Genomic DNA, 16,330 nt, shown 5'->3' with positions numbered 1-16,330 from the left:
GAGCTATTTGGGGTATGATATGGCAGCTATTCCTTTTTTTCCATCAATTCTCATTGATATTGGATTTAATACTTGAACATGCCTGATAAATTCATCTTCAAATACCGCAGGTAGTTCATTTAAATACGACTCATCAAACTTATCTTCATCTTTCCCTAAAGTTAAATACCCAACTCTAAGAGATGTAAGGTTCTGAAAAAAATGAGTCCCCTGACTAGGATCAACAGCAAAACCATCAAGAGATGTTTCAACAATAACTCTAGCCGCAGATATTTGTGGCCACTTTACAGGAATACCCAACCATGGATCTTGCGAACCCCATCTTCCCGGTCCGATGAGCAAATAATTCTTATTCTCATCTCGTAAAACTCTATTTATTTTTTCGACTGTAGGAACCATATCTATGGTACGAGATGCATCAAACTTAACAGACTTAACATATACAATATCGCAAACATCGCTAATAACACCATTACCAAGAGCTGAGCTTGAAAACAATAACTCATTATTGACATCACACAATTCTAAATCCTCTTTTATCGATTCATCATCATCAACAATAGGACGAATTTGCAAAGGATAAAATGTATGACGACCTCCTTTCGCTTGCAAATCAACAGCGAACTCAATTTCTACCGGCTGATTCATCTTTTTCTGGCCAAGTTTCATCACTCGCTCAACTACTTCTGCAAGTGGAAATGCATCATGTTTTAGAATATTTGAAAAAGTTACTAATGGAATTCCTTTTGCATGCAGTCCATCACGAATAATATTATTCTGATAATCATATACTGATCCTAACCATCGTAATGCTCCATCCTCCTTTGCCTTTTTGATATCCAGATGAAGTAAGTTAACAGCGTCATCTGTTGATGGCACAAAACTAGTATTATCCATATCTAAGGCAAAGAATTTCTTTTGCGTTTCACGAATCGTAAACTCAGGCGTAGACAACTGCAGTGACTTTTGTGGGAATTTTGGAGAAAAACGCAAAGAAACTCCACCTTCAACTATCTGTTTTCCCAAACCAAGCGCCACATTTACAATACCATCACTCGATTGCTCTGGAGGTATAGGGTAGAAGTTGACAGATCTAGCAACGCCTGATATTGTAGGATAAAATCTATTTCCATGGGTTTGACCTACGACTTCTTGTAGAACTATTCCCATTTTCTCTTCATCAATAATATTCATTGTTGCCTCCATATAAGCCTTACTTGCCTTAAAATAGACAGAAGCATATACACATTTAATGGCGTCACCGATTTGTTTCATAACCACCTCCTCCGAATCGGTATTACTTACCATATAGGTAGAATAAATACCTGCAAAAGGCTGATAGTGGCTATCCTCTAAAACGCTAGACGAACGTATGGCTATAGGATTTTTTATTACAGTGATAAACTTTTCTAAATATAGTTTAGACATGCTTGGTAACTTGGCCTCTACAAATCTTTTTAGTATTACATCATCAGGTAAATCAGATAATGCAATTTCATAAAGATTATTGTACTCCATGAATAACTCAAAAACATCAGTTCCGATTACAACTGTTCGTGGTATTGAAATATCAACATTATCAAAATACAATTCCTCGCTATGCTTCTTAATCATATTATTAAGAAAAGCCAAACCACGCGCTTTACCACCTATTGAGCCGTTACCTATACGAGCAAACCTAACATAACTATCATATTTATCAGGATAAAACTTAGCTATTACACCCTTATTTTTTGAAATTCTATAATTGGAAATCGTTTCGATTAAGAACCTTTTTGTCAGCTCAAGAGAATCAAAATCTTCAACTTTTAGGCTTTTAACAACTTCTGCCACTGGAAATAGAGCTCTTGCATTAAGCCATTTAGAAACATGATCACGCTCGAAATGATAACGCAATGAGTCATCTGGAATAGTACTTAACTTTTCTTGTAAACTCTTTAGATTACTAACACGTGCGACCTCTTTTAAACTAACCGGGTCAACAAAAACAAAATCTCCAAAAGCTAAATATACTTTCAAGAAATGTTTGAGTTCGTGCAATAAGTTCTTCGCATATTTATGCAGAAACCCAACCTTTATCTCTCGTGCAATTAATCCAATTTCTTTATCTGAAGATTGCAATAAAAACGGCATAAAAGGGTTCTCACGCTTCACCATTTTCGCTAATGCAACACCGGCTTTTTCGAATTTTACTCCCTCTTTATTAAATGACACATCAGAAATAATACCTAGAACATTTGACTTATACTTCTCATATAAATTAACTGCCTCTTCATAATCCCTAGCCATTAATATTTTCGGACGCCCACGCATTCTGAGCATCTTTTGGTGTTCATTTAAACCTTCAGTCATAAACTTTTTAGACTGATTAAATACAATCTTGTAAATTGTTGGCAAATAAGAAGAATAAAAACGTACAGAATCCTCAACAAGAATAATACATTGTACACCAATTTGATTTACGTCATGATCGGCATTCATTTCATCCTCGATGAGCTTAATAATAGCCAAAAGGATGTCGGCATTACCAAGCCAACAAAAAATATAATCGATCGCACTGGTATCTTCTCGGCTAAGGGTTAGTGTAACTTCACGGGAAAAAGGAGTTAATACTACAATAGGAATATCCTCATACTGACTTTTAATAGTTTGCGTTAAAATAAAAGGATCCATCCCGCCAATACTTAACATCGATATAATTAAATCAATGGAATGAGTTTCTAAATGCTTTAAAGCCTCCTCAGAAGAGCTTACTCTAATAAACTTTGGTGGATATCTAAGATTTAACGATACATACTCATTAAATATTTGTTCTTCTATTCTACCATCCTCTTCCAATAAGAAAGCATCATAACTACTACATATAAGTAATACAGTTTGAATCCGATTCTGCATCAGGTTGCTAAAAGCCGTTTCTGCAAAAAAACCTAATGGTTGAACTTTATTATCGCTTTCCATATATTATTCAGTTGATATTTATCAAAAATACTAATTTTATGAGCTGAATAAAATGGTATTAATCACATCTCCAGGCAAAACATATTTATAATTGAACAAATAAGCTTAAATCAAGAATAATGATAAACTTCAAAATAAATCCAATTTGTACAGATCTCGATAATAAGATAAAGTACAAGATTGATCACAAAACTAAACCACTTGGGTCATTAGGTAAACTCGAAAAAATAGCTTTTCAAGTTGCTAGAATACAAAAGACACTTCAACCAAAACTAAGCAAACCTCATATTGTAGTTGTTGGTTCAGACCATAATATTTGCGAAGAAGGTGTTAGTCCATGTCCTCAAGAAATCACATGGCAACAAATGATTAATTTTTCACAAGGCGGCGGTGGTATAGGACTTTTAGCTAAACAATACAATATAGAGTTAAGTATTGTAGATGCTGGGGTAGATTATGATTTTAACGAATCAACTTCAATAATAAATGCTAAAGTAAAAAAAGGGTCAGGCAACTTCCTGAAAGGATCAGCTATGACAAGAAAAGAATGCATTCAGGCAATAGAAAATGGCGCTAAAATAGTTGCTGATATTCACAAAAAAGGATGCAATGTAGTTGCTTTTGGTGAAATGGGTATTGGAAATACATCACCTGCTTCAATACTTTTAAGTTTATATGCTGATATTCCACTTAAAGAATGTGTAGGTGCAGGAAGTGGGCTTAATACAGATGGCATAAAACACAAATTTAAAGTACTAAACACTGCCATAGAGAATAACCTAAGTTCAAACGACGCTATCGATATTCTAAGCCAATTTGGAGGACTCGAGATTGCCACTATAACAGGCGGTATGTTAAAAGCTGCGGAGCTTAATATGCTAATTATCAATGATGGTTTTATTATAACCTCAGCCTTACTAGCTGCACATGCGATCAATAATAATGTAATTGATTATGTAATTCATTCACACGAATCAAAAGAAGGCGGTCATAGTTTAATGATAAACTTTCTGAAAGGAAATCCAATACTTGACCTTGATTTAAGATTAGGTGAAGGCACAGGTGCGGCATTGGCGTATCCAATAATTGAAGGTGCAATTGCCATGATAAATGACATGACTAGTTTTGAAGAGGCTGATATTACAGATACAACGGAACACGGGGAAAGCGTATTATAAAATATAGAGCACAAAAAAAGGGATTCTTACGAATCCCTTTTTTTATATTTCATAATTAACTACTAATTATACTCAACTTTTTGTCGAGCTGAATAGTTAATTTTTAAAGCTTGTGCCTTACGCAGTGCCTGTTTAATTTCAGTAATAATACCCATTGGACAATCATAATCCGCTTTGATTGAGGTAGTCATCTTTGGACGATCATTCTCTTTCATAGCATCACGCTCTTGTGCAATGTAACTTTGAATATCTGCCACAGTTGCAAACTGATCATTCAGTTGTACTCTAGGCTCAGTACCATACATAGATTGGTATTGCTTTGTAGGCACACCAACATAAATGTAAGTTACCAAACTCTTTTTTTCCAACTTAGCTAACTCAGTCGCTTCTGGAGCTTGTATACTAACTTTTAAAGTTACCTCTTTCATAGTTGTTGAAACCATGAAAAAGAAAAGTAGCATAAATACGATATCAGGCAAAGAAGCTGTGTTGATCGCTTGTTGCTCTCCACTTTTTTTCTTTCTAAACTTTGCCATACCAATTAATTTTTACCAATATTTTTAGGTTCTGCCTCAGAAATTCTTTGTGGATAGATTTTTCTAATTGCCTTTTGTTCCTCATCTTCGATGTCGGCATAATCCTTCCTGAATTTTCTTCGAGCTAACTCATTTCTCAACTCACTATATGCTCTCTGAAGTTCATTTTGAACCATTAGATATTTTGCATATTGAGTTCCGTTATCATTTTGCAACGAGATAATTCCTTTTGAAACTTCATATAAGCCGAAATAATCAATTTCTACCTGATTAAACTCTGGTAATTTTTCATCTCGACCCTCATTCAAAATAAATTCCTTCGTAGCATCCTTGAGTTCTTCAACTCGCATGGGTTTCCCTTCTACTAGAAGTTGATTTTTACTATTCAAAAGAACCGTAAAAACGTTTCTTTCTTTAATAGGAGGAGTATCTGTTTCCTCTTGCTCCACTGGAGGAGGAAGACGTCGTGATAAACCTGAATCGGTATCCATGGTAGTTGTAACAAGGAAGAATATGAGTAGAAGGAATGCAATATCGGCCATTGACCCGGCATTCACTTCTGGTACAGATCTTTTTCCCATAATTAACTACTATTTAACCATTTTTGAAACCTCAGCTACAATGATAGATACAATTACACCCCCTAAAAGGATATATGTACTATACATAAAACCACCAGTCATTTTTAACATTGAAGGTACATTATCTGTTCCTTCATATCCACCAAGCTGTAATGCAGTATCATCAGCTAAGCTGTATGATACTAATGCAATAACTGCTAATATCGCAATAGAAATTAAACTACGTGCAGCATTTTTTGGACTTACTATAACATGATACACTTCAAATAATAAAGTTAGGACTGCAGCACCTGCTGCTAAAAACTTAGCCCAATTCAAAAAATTATCAGTATAAACAGGAGTATAGTATGTTTCTCCTACAACTTCGCCACCCGTAAAGAGCATAACAACGAAAACAGCAGAAACAGCAATTAGCGCAAATAGTATATAAGTTATTATTTTTGCAAGTTTACTCATGTTTAACTTATTTTTTCATGTTGTACTTTAATAAAATATCTAATAAAGAGATAGAAGCATCTTCCATATTATTTACAATACCATCAATTTTAGAAACGATGTAGTTGTAAAAAATTTGAAGAATCATTGCAACGATCAAACCTGTTACAGTTGTAATAAGTGCAACTTTAATACCTCCTGCTACTGCTGTTGCAGAAACATCACCCATAGATTGGATTTTATCGAACGCGTCAATCATACCAATTACCGTACCCATAAATCCTAACATAGGAGCAAGAGCGATAAATAATGAAATCCAAGTAAGGTTTTTCTCTAAAAGACCCATTTGAACAGATCCGTAAGAAACAACTGACTTTTCAACAACATCGATACCTTCGTCGAAACGATCTAAACCTTGGTAAAAGATAGATGCAACAGGGCCACGTGTGTTACGACATACCTCTTTTGCAGCTTCTACACCGCCTTCATTTAAAGCGTCTTCAATGTTTTGAAGAAGTTTTTTAGTGTTTGTAGATGCAAGATTTAGGTAAATAATACGCTCAATACAAAGCGCTAAACCAAAAATCAATGCTAATACTACAAAACTCATAAAACCAGCACCACCTTCGATGAATTTCGCTTTAATTTGTTTGTGAATACCCTTAGGTGCTTCAGCTTCTACCTCAGTAGCAGCTTCTTCAGCAACCTCTTCAACTGCTACCTCTTCAGTAGCTCCTTCTTCAGCAACAGTTTCTACTTCTGCCCCAGTTTCATCTTGAGCATAAATTGTTGATGCACCTAATGTTAGCATCCCGAAAACTGCAAAAAACGCAAATAGCTTTTTCATAGTCTGTAAAAAATTTTTGTTTGTATTAGTTTGTTAATACTGTAGTTTAATGCTATAAATCCCTTCTTATTCGCAATAAACAAGTTAATAATTGAAATCCTGAATTTTTCAGATGCGCAAAATACAAAAAAATCGGCAAATACAAAGCCTAAATATATATTTCGCCTTTTAATGATTTATTTAACTTTACTTTAATTTCTTCTTTACTTTCACAATTACCTAGCAAATACATCAATTTTGTAATAGCACTCTCTGTGGTGATGTCATAGCCGCTAAATACTCCTGCTTCTAATAAATGAACGCCCGTTTCATATCTTGACATTTCAACGTGACCAGCTAAACATTGTGTTACATTTAGAACTATTAATCCGTTTTGGACAGCTTTTTCAATAGCTTCTAAAAACCACTTCTTAGTAGGTGCATTACCAGATCCAAATGTCTCAAGAACAACCGCTTCTAAACCAGGGGCATTTAAAACTGCTTCTAAAAAACTCCTGTCCATACCCGGAAATACCTTTAACAACCCAACATTAGTATTCATTTTTTTAGCCACAAAAAATTCACCCTTTTCTTCGGTATTAAGTATATAAGGATGATTATATTTTATGTGTATTCCAACTTCAGCAAGAGGTGGGTAATTATCAGACCTAAAGGCTCTAAAATGCTCTGCATTATATTTGGTAGTTCTATTTGCTCTAAATAGCTTATCTTGAAAAAAGATACATACCTCAGGTACCATCGGTAATCCATCCTGATAAGTTGAGGCGATATCTAAAGCCGTAATTAGATTCTCTTTCCCATCAGTACGAAGGGTTCCCATTGGTAACTGACTCCCCGTAAAAACAATAGGTTTTCGAAGGTTATACGCCATAAAGCTAAGCGCACTTGCCGTATATGCCATCGTATCTGTTCCGTGCAATACAACAAAACCATCATATAGATCATAGTTTTCTTCTAATAAAACACCAATTTTCCCCCATACCTCAGGGTTCATATCAGAAGAGTCTATTATGGGATTAAACGTTGTAGAATCGACAACAAAATCAAATCGTTTTAATTCAGGAACCTTCTCTTCTATTAACTCAAAGTCAAACGGCACCAAAGAGTTTGTTTCAGGATCGTTAACCATCCCAATTGTTCCACCTGTATATATAATTAGTACTCTTCTCTTCACTTATCTAGGGTATTTAAAATTGATAATAGAATTCTACTTTGCATAATTCTTATGCTGGCAAAGCAAATAAAGCTCTTGCATTTTGTGTTGTAATCGTTGCAACCTCTTGAGTTGATACATCAAATATCTCTCCAACTTTTTTTGCAACTAAGTTGATGTATTTAGGTTCATTTCTTTTTCCTCTGTGAGGAGTAGGTGTTAGATATGGCGCATCAGTCTCCAATACTAAGTCGTTTAATGATAATTGCTCCACTACTTTATCTAATCCAGAATTTTTAAAGGTAACCACTCCATTGATCGCCAACTTAAATCCATCGTAACTTAGTGCTTTAATAGCCTGATCATAATTACCTGTAAAGCTATGGAAGACTCCTTTGATATCACGCACTCCCACATCATCCATAACTTGAAAAACTTCGTCAAAAGCATCTCGAGCATGAATCACTATCGGTAAATCAAATTCTTTAGCCCAAGTAATCTGTTGCTTAAATGCATCTATTTGTTGATTAACAAAAGTTTTATCCCAATATAAATCAATACCAATTTCTCCAACTGCAATATATTTATGTTGAGAAAGAGCTTTATACATTTCATCTAGCTGCAACTGATAATCTTTATTTACAGATGTAGGGTGAAGACCCATCATTGAAAAACAATTATTAGGATACTTAGCCTCTATTTGAAGCATGGGTTCAATTGAAGCTACATCAACATTCGGCATTAAAATAACTTGAGTTTCGCTTTCAAAAGCTCTTTGGATCATTGCATCTCTATCTTCATCAAATTGTTCTGAATAGATATGTGAATGCGTATCAATAATCATAATAGTAGTAATTTACTTTAAATTCTTTGTATAATAATTAGTATTAGAATCTTTACAATAGAATAACCAACAACAGCACTGAACTGTTTAAAGACAGACATACTAACCTAATTTGCAAAATTATTAATTATTCTAACATTATTGTATATCCTAACTATTATAACAAAGCCTCGAAGAGTGTTTCTTCGAGGCTATTTATATTTCAAAAGATTTATGTCTTTATACTATTCCTTGTGCCATCATCGCATCGGCTACTTTTACAAAACCACCAATATTAGCACCTTTTATATAATTTACAGAACCATCAAATCCAGTTCCATACTCAACGCAAACCTTATGAATATTAGTCATAATTTGATTGAGTTTTTGATCAACTTCTTCTTCACTCCAATTAATTCGCATACTATTCTGGCTCATTTCCAATCCTGAAACAGCAACTCCTCCGGCATTAACTGCTTTTCCTGGAGCAAAGCTAATTTTCTCTGATGCTAAAAAAGCAGCTTCAGCTGTACAACCCATATTTGAAGCCTCAGCAATTAAAGTACAACCATTGGCAATTAACAATTCACAATCCTCTTTATTGAGTTCGTTCTGAATAGCGCATGGAATTGCAATATCTACTTTTTGATCCCAAGGTTTCTTGCCTTCAAAAAACTCAACACCAAATTGATCAGCATATGGTTTAATAATATCTTGGTTTGAAGCTCTAAGCTCCAATAGGAAATCAATTTTATCTCCACTTACTCCTTCAGCATCATAAATATATCCATCTGGTCCTGATAATGTAACCACTTTTGCTCCTAGCTCTACAGCTTTTGTAGCCGCGCCCCAAGCAACATTACCAAACCCAGATAAAGCTACAGTTTTACCTTTTAAAGAATCATCCTTTTCTGCCAACATCTCGCGCACAAAATAAATGGCTCCATAACCAGTAGCCTCAGGTCTAATAAGACTTCCTCCATATTCAATTCCTTTACCAGTTAATACACCAGTAAATTCGTTACGTAATTTTTTGTATTGCCCGAATAGGTAACCTATTTCTCTTCCGCCAACACCAATATCTCCGGCAGGCACATCTGTATTTGGTCCTATATGACGGTACAACTCGCTCATAAAGGCTTGACAAAAGCGCATAATTTCAAAATCAGTTTTACCTTTTGGGTTAAAATCTGATCCTCCTTTTCCACCACCCATTGGGAGACTCGTAAGACTATTTTTAAAGGTTTGCTCGAAGCCTAAAAACTTTAATCCGCTTAATGTAACACTTGGGTGAAAACGTAAACCTCCTTTATAGGGGCCTATTGCGCTATTGAACTCAACTCTAAAGCCTCTGTTTACATGAACTTCACCATTATCATCAACCCATGGAACACGAAACATGATCACACGCTCAGGCTCTGTCATTCTTTCAAGAATTTTGGCCTTTTTATAATGAGGGTTTTCTTGATAAAAATCCCAGACTGTTTCAACTACTTCTTCTACTGCTTGTAAAAATTCATCTTCGCCAGGGTTCTTCATCCTAACACCATCCATGAACTCCTTTATTTGTGCCTCCATGATAGTTATATTTTAAGTTTAATTTAATCAAAAATAGATATTAAAGATTATCGAAATCATGACATATAACAAGGTACACGAAATAATAGCAGCTTTAAAAACCTTATTTATATTTTTATCCAAAAGTTAAAAAATGAAGCTATAAGTAATTAGATAATCGTTTTTAATTATAATAACAAAATCACATAAGATTAATAACAATAATTATCATTTTGTCTAGAAAATCTTTATTTATGAAAGTTAGGATACTTAGGCTAAGCTCTTCATATATCTTAAAAAATATTATAAAAAAAATCGTCCTTAGCAAAATCAATTAAATCGATCCTAGACTGACTATAGTCATCTATAATATTATAAACATTCATACTTCCAACGCCTTTCATTTCAACGTTACCTTTCAAACTGCAATTATAATACTTGTATACTCCATAATACGTACTCTCACTAATTGCAATTCGCATTGGTAAGCATTGACCTTGTAACCTGGCAGCAACATTTACACTATCTCCAAAAATATCAAACAAAAAGTTTTCGTGGCCAATTAAACTCCCAATTATGCTTCCACTATTAACTCCCACAGTTAAATCCCACTCTATATTTTTAGTTTTATTTCTTTGGGCAATAAATCTTCTGAATTCTATTGCTGCATTTACAAGGTTCTTCGCATGATCATCATCTTCTATGGGTAAACCTGCAACAGCTAGATATGCATCGCCAATTGTTTTTATTCTAGTACAATTATTATTAGCAACTATTCTATCAAAAGCCGAAAAGATATCATTTAGCTCATCAATCAACCTTTTTGGTGACATCTTATTGGTTTTTTGAGTAAAACCAACTAAGTCGGCAAACATAACTGAGGCATGTTTATATCGCTTGGGTTTTATTTGTCCTGAATCCTTAATCTCATTTATAACCTGAGAAGGAATAACTCCTCGGAGTATTTTTTCAACTTTTTCTCTTTCAATTACGAGTTCCCGAGATTTTTTTTTGAGGGCTTCAAAGGCAGAATTTAATGCCAGAACAGATCTGACACGAGCTATCAATTCAACAGAATCAATTGGTTTCCTAATATAATCTAAAGCACCTGTTTCAAGAGCTACCTTAACATTATCGGATTCAGTAAAACCTGAAAGTATAACAACTGGAATATCTTTTGTTCTTGCATTCTTTTTAAGAATCCCGAGAGCCTCTATTCCATTCATAACCGGCATTTCCCAATCCATTAATATAAGGTCGGGTTGTTCTAACAACGCAAGTTTGCAAGCCTCCCTGCCATTACTAGCACGCACATACTCAAAATTTTGCTCAAATTCATCGAGGTGGATAATAATTACGTCTAAAATGACATCCATGTCATCTACTAAAAGTAATTTTTTACGCTTTGTTTGATGCATAAGCTTATATTAAGGGATTAAATTGGTCGTATCAATATGAGTTCCTAAAAATTTAACTTTTATTAATACAATTATTTTTACTTATTATAGCTTACAAATGTTAAAACTTAGTGATTAACTATAGTTATTATTACATGAACAAATGGATTTATTCAACAAAACGTTGAGATGTACAAATTAAATTATACCATTGACTAATAATATATGTACAGAAAGTGCTAAAAATGTATTTTCGCATTTACTATTAACTTACAATTATGTAGTAAATACCCTTGAATGAAAAACCGTTATTATTTTTCTTATAAAAACGAAATTAATATAAGTGCTATTATTGATTATGAATGAGTTTTTTAGTAGATCTAGATTTTGGTTATTACATTCTTTAAATATTTATGGCATCACTTTAGTGATAAATTGAAAAACAACCTAAATATGACATCAAACGATTATTTATCTATTTGGTTATCACTAAAAGTAGCCCTTTATACCTCTATAATAGCATTGCCAATTGCGATTATAATAGGGTATTTTTTGGCACGCAGAAACTTTAGAGGCAAATCAATTATTGAAGCAGTTCTTCATTTGCCAATGGTAATGCCACCTGTAACAACTGGTTATTTGCTATTGATCCTATTAGGGTCAAATAGTTTGTTAGGTACATTCCTTAAAAATACATTTGACATAAAAATAGCATTTACATTTGAAGCGGCTGTAATTGCGAGTGCAATTGTTTCTTTTCCATTAATCATGAGATCTGTAAAGGTAGCCATGGAAATGGTAGACTCAAACTTAGAACAGGCATCAAAAACACTAGGTGCATCGCCTTTACAAACCTTCGTTTATATAACCTTACCATTAGCTACACCCGGAATACTTGGAGGATTTGTTCTAGCATTTGCCAGAAGCTTAGGTGAATTTGGAGCTACAATAACTTTTGCAGGAAATATTGCTGGTGAAACAAGAACATTACCTCTAGCAATATATGCAAAGATGCAAGTTCCTGGACAAGAACATCAGACATTCTATTTAGTCGGGGTTTCAGTAATAATATCTTTTGCTGCAATAATTGGCTCGGAATATTTCTATCAGAAAAAGAAAAACCTAACAAAATAAACTATGCAGAGTTTAGAAATTGACATATCCTTAAAAGTTGGCACATTCGATTTTAAGATGAAAAATAGTTTCCCACCCGGAATCACAGGTATATTTGGCAAAAGTGGTGCGGGAAAGACTACGCTATTACAATGCATCAGTGGGGTTGGACTGAGATATGAGGGTGAAATAAAAGTTGGGACCCGCATTCTTTCTTCCTCTAACAAAAAGATTTTTGTTCCAACTCATAAACGTAGGGTAGCATATGTTTTTCAAGAGGGGAGACTATTTCCTCACCTTAACGTTAAAAAGAACCTTTTATACGGACAAAGATTTACTAGCAACGCCAACTCTAAATTAAACTACGAAGAAATAATTAGTCTATTAGAATTAAGAGATTTACAAGATCATTTACCTAAAAATATTTCAGGAGGACAAAGACAACGCGTAGCTCTAGGAAGAGCATTGCTCACAAATCCTGAAGTGTTATTACTTGATGAACCCTTTAGTGCGTTAGATCAACAGCTTAGAATACAAATAATTCCATACATAGCTACTGCTGCAAAAAAACTTCAAATACCAATTCTACTGGTAAGTCACGATCTTCCTGACATCCTCAAACTAACCAATAGATTATGCATTATTGAAAATGGGAAGATAACTTCGTCGGATAGTTTACAAAATATCATACAAAACAAACACTTGAAAAACTTATTCCCTGGAGTTATAAATATTATCGATTTGCAAGTAAAATCAATAGAGAATGAACAAGGAATTATCCAGTTAAATGGAATGAACAATGGCAATAAAATTAACATACTATTTGAGCCAAATAAGCAAAACTATAATGTAAACGATCAAGTTAGAGTGTTTCTTAAACCAGATGATATTGTTATAGCGACAGAAGCTGTTAAAAACACATCATTCAGGAACCAAATTAAAGGAATTGTAACAAATATTTATGAAGATGCCCCTCGAACCTTATGCCTAGTAGATTGCGGCTTCCCCCTAATTTGTGAAGTAAGTAAAGCATCTCTCGGAATTTTATCGATCCAAACTGGTACAAATGTTTATTGTCTGTTTAAAACACTTTCTTTAGATTCTATAAAGCTCTAGTTAATTAGCTAAAGCTTTGTATTTTTGCATCTCTAGTTTCAAACATCATATGCAAGAATCATTGTTTACAACATTCAAAACACAAATATCAAATATAGAGTTACCTTGTAATTTTACATTTCCCTTTAATTACGAACCGCATCTTTTAGCAGAGATAGCAGCTCAAGAGTTACAAGAGCATTTACTATCCCAGAATGACTGGCAACATGATTTTGGAATTCAAGAAAGAGTTAATAAAAGCAATGTAGGAAAGATGTTTGGTGTTTTGGTAGTAAAAAACCAAAATGATCAACTTGGTTATTTATCTGCGTTTTCGGGCAAGCTAGCTGGCAAAAATCAACTCCCTCATTTTGTTCCCCCGATATTTGACCTTCAAAAAGAAGGTAGTTTCTTTAGAGTTGGTGAAGATGAACTTAGCCTAATTAATGAAACCATTAAAAACTTAGAAGAAGCACCTGAATATATTCAGATAAAAGAAAAGTTATTTAACCAAAAAAGTAACGCAGAGTCGCAACTCAAGTCATTTAGACAAGAGATGAAACTTGCTAAGAAAGTACGCAAACAAAAAAGACAGGATGCCCAGGCTCACTTATCTGAAGAGCAATTTGAAATCTTAAAAGAAGAACTAAAAAACGAAAGTTTAAAACATCAATACGATTATAAAGTACTAAATAAGAACCTAAATGATGAGTTACACCTTATTGAAGTTGAACTTGAGAAATTTGAAAATGAGATTGATACTTTAAAAAGTAAACGAAAAGAAAAATCAGCAGATTTACAACAACAACTATTCAATCAATACCAATTTTTAAATATCAAAGGTCAGAAGCTATCCGTAGCAGAGATATTCAAAAATACACCACAAAAGGTTCCTCCAGCAGGAGCAGGAGAATGTGCTGCTCCAAAACTATTGCAATACGCATTCAAAAATCAGCTTCAACCAATATGTATGTGTGAATTTTGGTGGGGGCAATCTCCTAGTTCCGAAATTCGAAAACACAAATATTACTACCCTTCGTGTAAAAGTAAGTGTAAACCCATATTAGGACATATGCTTGAAGGGGTTGAATTAGATATTAATCCTCTATTACTTATTCCAAAGCATACTGAAGATCTAGAAGTTATTTATGATGATGATGATATTGTAGTGGTTAATAAACCCGAAAACTTATTATCTGTTCCAGGGAAAACAGAAAACGACTGTGTTGCAAACAGAATAATTAAAATGTATCCTACAATCACAGGCCCTGTGATAATACATAGGTTAGATATGTCTACATCTGGTTTATTAATAATTGCAAAAAACAAAGATGCTCATGAGCACATACAGAAACAGTTTTTAGATAGAAGCATAAAAAAAAGATACGTAGCACTTCTAGATGGTGTAATAGAACAATCTCGTGGTTATATTAAACTGCCGTTAAGAGTTGATTTAGATAATAGGCCGCATCAATTAGTTTGCTATGATCATGGAAAGCCTGCTGTTACAAAATGGGAAATTATCGGTATAGAAGAAGATAAAACACGTATTCATTTTTATCCATTAACAGGTAGAACCCATCAATTAAGAGTTCATGCTTCACATTCTAATGGATTAAATACTCCAATTATAGGAGATGATTTATACGGAACTCGCAGTAAACGATTATGCCTACACGCTGAATATATAAAGTTCAAGCATCCCCGAACACAAAAAACAATCACCCTTCAGGTAGATCCAAATTTTTAATTAACAGGATCTATCAATAAGAGAAGATATTTTTCACCTCTAAAAACAAATGTTCTAGTCGAGTAAACTAATTCGATTTGCTTTGTAGTTCTATCATCAGAATATACCTCTTTAGTAATCCTTTTTCTATGTGTGGGTTTATTCTCTAAATACGAATTTATAGCACATAATCTCAACTCACAGTTACTACAACCAACATTATTACCACAACCCTTATGCTGATCTATATTTGGCAGACACCCTAAAGCTCTGCCACAATCAACATACTTTAAGTCTTTATGCTTACTATAAGGAAAAACAGTTTTAATAGTTTCATTAAAAGCCACCAATTCCATTTTATTATTTAACAACATAACTACGGTAGTTATATTATCTAAAACTAAGTTTAGAAATTCTGGAGAATCCTTTAAAAAATTAAAAGTAACATTGGTAGGGATTTGTGAAGAGTTCATAAGATTAATAGTTAAGTTAATCAGATCACCATTAAAGGTAATCCAAAAATCTTAGACTATCAAGATCTTAATAAAATATTAACTATTTGGATAAACAAAAAAAACCGAAAGAACTTAATCTTTCGGCTTTCTGAGTAGCGGGAACCAGACTCGAACTGATGACCTTTGGGTTATGAGCCCAACGAGCTACCAACTGCTCCATCCCGCAATATATCTTTGTATTATTACAATCTCTTTTTACGAGTCCTTTGACTCATCTTTTTTATAAAAAGAGCAACTACAAATAAATGTAATTGCTCTTCTTTAAAGGTCGGCGGCGACCTACTCTCCCACATTTCTGCAGTACCATCGGCGCTATAGGGCTTAACTTCTCTGTTCGGAATGGGAAGAGGTGGAACCCCTACGCTATAACCACCTTAATATTTTGTTTCAAGTATAAAGTAGTAAGTATAAAG

General features: G+C 33.9%; 14 protein-coding genes, 1 tRNA gene and 1 rRNA gene. 4 read left to right on the top strand and 12 right to left on the bottom strand.

What is annotated here, in order from left to right:
- Positions 1-3 precede the first annotated feature (3 nt).
- Positions 4-2,958, bottom strand: a complete 2,955-nt coding sequence (locus A8B35_RS02560; RefSeq protein ID WP_068471706.1) for a PEP/pyruvate-binding domain-containing protein — start codon at positions 2,956-2,958, stop codon at positions 4-6.
- A 119-nt stretch (positions 2,959-3,077) separates the two neighbouring features.
- Here A8B35_RS02560 and cobT point away from each other — a divergent pair, with 119 nt between their 5' ends.
- Positions 3,078-4,136, top strand: coding sequence for a nicotinate-nucleotide--dimethylbenzimidazole phosphoribosyltransferase (gene cobT / locus A8B35_RS02555; RefSeq protein ID WP_068471705.1), 1,059 nt, complete (start codon positions 3,078-3,080; stop codon positions 4,134-4,136).
- Positions 4,137-4,198: 62 nt separating this feature from the next.
- Here the strand turns inward: cobT and A8B35_RS02550 are convergent, their stop codons facing one another.
- From A8B35_RS02550 to A8B35_RS02515, 8 genes are all read right to left on the bottom strand, one after another.
- On the bottom strand, positions 4,199-4,672 hold the full coding sequence (locus A8B35_RS02550; protein WP_068471704.1) for an ExbD/TolR family protein: 474 nt from the start codon (positions 4,670-4,672) through the stop codon (positions 4,199-4,201).
- 5 nt (positions 4,673-4,677) lie between these two features.
- On the bottom strand, positions 4,678-5,253 hold the full coding sequence (locus tag A8B35_RS02545; protein ID WP_068471703.1) for an ExbD/TolR family protein: 576 nt from the start codon (positions 5,251-5,253) through the stop codon (positions 4,678-4,680).
- Positions 5,254-5,262: 9 nt separating this feature from the next.
- Entirely contained in the window at positions 5,263-5,709 is a 447-nt protein-coding gene (locus A8B35_RS02540) for a hypothetical protein (RefSeq protein WP_068471702.1), read from the bottom strand.
- 7 nt (positions 5,710-5,716) lie between these two features.
- Positions 5,717-6,535, bottom strand: a complete 819-nt coding sequence (locus A8B35_RS02535; protein ID WP_068471701.1) for a MotA/TolQ/ExbB proton channel family protein — start codon at positions 6,533-6,535, stop codon at positions 5,717-5,719.
- Between the two features lie 148 nt (positions 6,536-6,683).
- Positions 6,684-7,709 carry an asparaginase gene (locus tag A8B35_RS02530; protein ID WP_071792524.1) on the bottom strand — a complete coding sequence of 342 codons (1,026 nt, stop codon included), beginning with the start codon at positions 7,707-7,709 and terminating at the stop codon, positions 6,684-6,686.
- Between the two features lie 49 nt (positions 7,710-7,758).
- Positions 7,759-8,532, bottom strand: a complete 774-nt coding sequence (locus A8B35_RS02525) for a TatD family hydrolase (protein ID WP_171973142.1) — start codon at positions 8,530-8,532, stop codon at positions 7,759-7,761.
- Between the two features lie 219 nt (positions 8,533-8,751).
- Entirely contained in the window at positions 8,752-10,089 is a 1,338-nt protein-coding gene (gdhA, locus tag A8B35_RS02520) for an NADP-specific glutamate dehydrogenase (RefSeq protein WP_068471699.1), read from the bottom strand.
- 272 nt (positions 10,090-10,361) lie between these two features.
- Entirely contained in the window at positions 10,362-11,486 is a 1,125-nt protein-coding gene (locus A8B35_RS02515) for an adenylate/guanylate cyclase domain-containing protein (RefSeq protein WP_068471698.1), read from the bottom strand.
- A 432-nt stretch (positions 11,487-11,918) separates the two neighbouring features.
- On the opposite strand from A8B35_RS02515, the gene modB reads away from it, so the two are divergent.
- Genes modB through A8B35_RS02500 form a run of 3 tightly spaced genes read left to right on the top strand, consistent with a single transcriptional unit; the run spans position 11,919 to position 15,423 of the window.
- A complete protein-coding gene (modB, locus tag A8B35_RS02510; RefSeq protein WP_068471697.1) occupies positions 11,919-12,599 on the top strand; it encodes a molybdate ABC transporter permease subunit in 681 nt (226 codons plus the stop codon).
- 3 nt (positions 12,600-12,602) lie between these two features.
- Positions 12,603-13,694, top strand: a complete 1,092-nt coding sequence (gene modC, locus A8B35_RS02505; RefSeq protein WP_068471696.1) for a molybdenum ABC transporter ATP-binding protein — start codon at positions 12,603-12,605, stop codon at positions 13,692-13,694.
- Positions 13,695-13,743: 49 nt separating this feature from the next.
- On the top strand, positions 13,744-15,423 hold the full coding sequence (locus tag A8B35_RS02500; protein ID WP_068471695.1) for an RluA family pseudouridine synthase: 1,680 nt from the start codon (positions 13,744-13,746) through the stop codon (positions 15,421-15,423).
- Here A8B35_RS02500 and A8B35_RS02495 read toward each other — a convergent pair.
- The 3 genes from A8B35_RS02495 to rrf form a co-directional block, all read right to left on the bottom strand.
- Positions 15,420-15,875 carry a hypothetical protein gene (locus A8B35_RS02495; protein ID WP_068471694.1) on the bottom strand — a complete coding sequence of 152 codons (456 nt, stop codon included), beginning with the start codon at positions 15,873-15,875 and terminating at the stop codon, positions 15,420-15,422. The genes A8B35_RS02500 and A8B35_RS02495 overlap by 4 nt on opposite strands.
- 135 nt (positions 15,876-16,010) lie before the next feature.
- Positions 16,011-16,083, bottom strand: a tRNA-Met gene (locus A8B35_RS02490).
- 100 nt (positions 16,084-16,183) lie between these two features.
- Positions 16,184-16,294, bottom strand: a 5S ribosomal RNA gene (rrf, locus tag A8B35_RS02485).
- Between the last annotated feature and the right edge of the window lie 36 nt (positions 16,295-16,330).

The organism is Saccharicrinis aurantiacus (genome assembly GCF_001660705.2).
GTDB classification, from domain to species: Bacteria; Bacteroidota; Bacteroidia; order Bacteroidales; family Marinilabiliaceae; genus Saccharicrinis; species Saccharicrinis aurantiacus.
This window is presented reverse-complemented; position numbering and strand designations above follow the sequence as displayed.

Excerpts from the sequence above, each read along its gene's own strand:
- A8B35_RS02535 (WP_068471701.1), bottom strand. The coding sequence starts at position 6,535 with ATGAAAAAGCTATTTGCGTTTTTTGCAGTTTTCGGGATGCTAACATTA.
- A8B35_RS02495 (WP_068471694.1), bottom strand. The coding sequence starts at position 15,875 with ATGAACTCTTCACAAATCCCTACCAATGTTACTTTTAATTTTTTAAAG.
- A8B35_RS02545 (WP_068471703.1), bottom strand. The coding sequence starts at position 5,253 with ATGGGAAAAAGATCTGTACCAGAAGTGAATGCCGGGTCAATGGCCGAT.
- A8B35_RS02550 (WP_068471704.1), bottom strand. The coding sequence starts at position 4,672 with ATGGCAAAGTTTAGAAAGAAAAAAAGTGGAGAGCAACAAGCGATCAAC.
- A8B35_RS02525 (WP_171973142.1), bottom strand. The coding sequence starts at position 8,532 with ATGATTATTGATACGCATTCACATATCTATTCAGAACAATTTGATGAA.
- A8B35_RS02500 (WP_068471695.1), top strand. The coding sequence starts at position 13,744 with ATGCAAGAATCATTGTTTACAACATTCAAAACACAAATATCAAATATA.
- modC (WP_068471696.1), top strand. The coding sequence starts at position 12,603 with ATGCAGAGTTTAGAAATTGACATATCCTTAAAAGTTGGCACATTCGAT.
- A8B35_RS02560 (WP_068471706.1), bottom strand. The coding sequence starts at position 2,958 with ATGGAAAGCGATAATAAAGTTCAACCATTAGGTTTTTTTGCAGAAACG.
- A8B35_RS02540 (WP_068471702.1), bottom strand. The coding sequence starts at position 5,709 with ATGAGTAAACTTGCAAAAATAATAACTTATATACTATTTGCGCTAATT.
- gdhA (WP_068471699.1), bottom strand. The coding sequence starts at position 10,089 with ATGGAGGCACAAATAAAGGAGTTCATGGATGGTGTTAGGATGAAGAAC.
- A8B35_RS02515 (WP_068471698.1), bottom strand. The coding sequence starts at position 11,486 with ATGCATCAAACAAAGCGTAAAAAATTACTTTTAGTAGATGACATGGAT.
- modB (WP_068471697.1), top strand. The coding sequence starts at position 11,919 with ATGACATCAAACGATTATTTATCTATTTGGTTATCACTAAAAGTAGCC.
- cobT (WP_068471705.1), top strand. The coding sequence starts at position 3,078 with ATGATAAACTTCAAAATAAATCCAATTTGTACAGATCTCGATAATAAG.